This window comes from Streptomyces sp. SID3343 (assembly GCF_009865215.1).
In the GTDB taxonomy this organism is placed as follows: domain Bacteria; phylum Actinomycetota; class Actinomycetes; order Streptomycetales; family Streptomycetaceae; genus Embleya.
In genome coordinates this window covers 1-1,731 of record NZ_WWJX01000706.1, presented here as the reverse complement: position 1 = coordinate 1,731, position 1,731 = coordinate 1, and the positions used below count along the sequence as shown (strand labels likewise).

General features: G+C 74.6%; 2 protein-coding genes. Both read left to right on the top strand.

Annotation, left to right across the window (positions count from 1 at the left end; genetic code table 11):
* Positions 1-476 (top strand): VWA domain-containing protein (locus GT354_RS21570; protein WP_161357993.1); only part of this gene is annotated, 476 nt, incomplete at its 5' end.
* 6 nt (positions 477-482) lie between these two features.
* Positions 483-1,610: an XdhC/CoxI family protein gene (locus GT354_RS21565; protein ID WP_161357992.1), complete on the top strand. Its 1,128-nt coding sequence runs from the start codon at positions 483-485 to the stop codon at positions 1,608-1,610.
* Positions 1,611-1,731 lie beyond the last annotated feature (121 nt).

Genomic DNA, 1,731 nt, shown 5'->3' with positions numbered 1-1,731 from the left:
TGCGCCTGGGACACGCCGCGGCCCGGTGCAGGCGCGGGGCGGAGGTGTTCACGATCGGTACCCGGCTGACCCGGATCAGCCGCGAACTCGCGCACACCGACCCCGACCGGGCCCTCGCCGCCGCGTCCGCGCTCGTCCCCGACTTCAGCGGCGGCACCAGGCTCGGCGACCAACTGCACGCCTTCCTGGACGGGTGGGGCCGACGCGGCACGGCCCGCGGCGCCGTCGTGGTGATCGCCTCCGACGGCTGGGAGCGCGGCGACCCCGACCGCCTCGCCGCCGGCATGGCCCGCCTGCACCGCCTCGCCCATCGGGTGATCTGGGTCAACCCCCATCGCGGCCGGGACGGCTACGAGCCCCTCGCGGCGGGTATGGCCGCAGCCCTGCCGTACGTTGACGACTTTGTCGCCGGGCACAGCCTGGCGGCCCTGGAGGAACTGTGTGCGCTGCTGGTCGACGAACGACGGACGAGGTGACCCACGATGCGTGAACTGCTCGACCACCTCGACGAGTGGTACCGCGAAGGGCGCACGTTCGCGCTCGCCACGGTGGTGTCCACTCTGCGCAGCGCACCCCGCGACGCCGGCGCGGTGATGGCGGTCTCCGCCGACGGGACCGCCCTCGGCAGTGTTTCCGGGGGCTGCGTCGAGGGGGCGGTGTACGAACTGGCGCAGGAGGTCGTCGCGGACGGCCTGCCGCGCACCGCGGCCTACGGCATCAGCGACGACGACGCGCTGATGGTGGGTCTGACCTGCGGCGGCACCCTGGAGGTGTACGTCGAACCGGTCGACTCGGCGCGATACCCCGAGTTTCCCGAGGTGGTCGCCGCGCTGCGGGACGGGCTCCCGATCGCGGTCGCGACCGTGGTGAGCACCGACGATCCGACCCGGCTCGGGGCGCGGACCCTGGTCGGCGCGGGCGACGGTGCGGGGCAGGCGTTCGACCCGTCCGGCGACGACGAGTGCGGGCCCTTCGTGGGCGTCGTGCGCGACCTGCTCGCCGCCGACGAGACCGCGCTGCTGCGGCAGGACGTGGACGGGCCCACCCGGATCCCGGCGGTCGGCGTCGAGCCGGGCGAGATCGTCTTCGTCCGCTCGTTCGTGCCGCGACCGCGTCTGCTCGTGTTCGGCTCCAACGACTACGCCGCGGCCGTCGCGAGGGTCGGCGCGTTCGCCGGCTACCGGGTGACCGTGTGCGACGCACGACCCGTCTTCGCGACCGAGGCCCGCTTTCCCGACGTGGACGAACTCGTCGTCGACTGGCCGGACCGCTACCTCGCCGGCACGCGCGTCGACGCCCGGACCGCGGTGTGCGTACTCACCCACGACCCCAAGTTCGACGTCCCGGTCCTGGTCCGGGCGCTGCGCCTGCCGGTCGCCTACGTCGGCGCGATGGGCAGCCGCCGCGCCCACGACGACCGCCTCCGACGTCTGCGCGAAGCGGGCGTCACCGAGGACGAACTCGCGCGCCTGCACTCCCCGATCGGCCTCGACCTGGGCTCACGCACCCCCCAGGAGACCGCGATCGCCGTCCTCGCCGAAATCATCCACACCCGCCACGGCGGCACCGCCCGCCCTCTGTCCCTCACGAGCGGCCGCATCCACCGCTGAGCCCGGTGACCGCGGGGCCGGGCCCGCGCGGTACGGCCGCAGGCCCGAGCCCGACGACGCCGAGCGTGGTGTCCCGGTCGTTTCGTCTGAGGGGGCAGCCGGCCGGCTGCCCCCTCAGACG

Coding starts and splice junctions, on each gene's coding strand:
- GT354_RS21565 (WP_161357992.1), top strand. CDS start 483: ATGCGTGAACTGCTCGACCACCTCGACGAGTGGTACCGCGAAGGGCGC.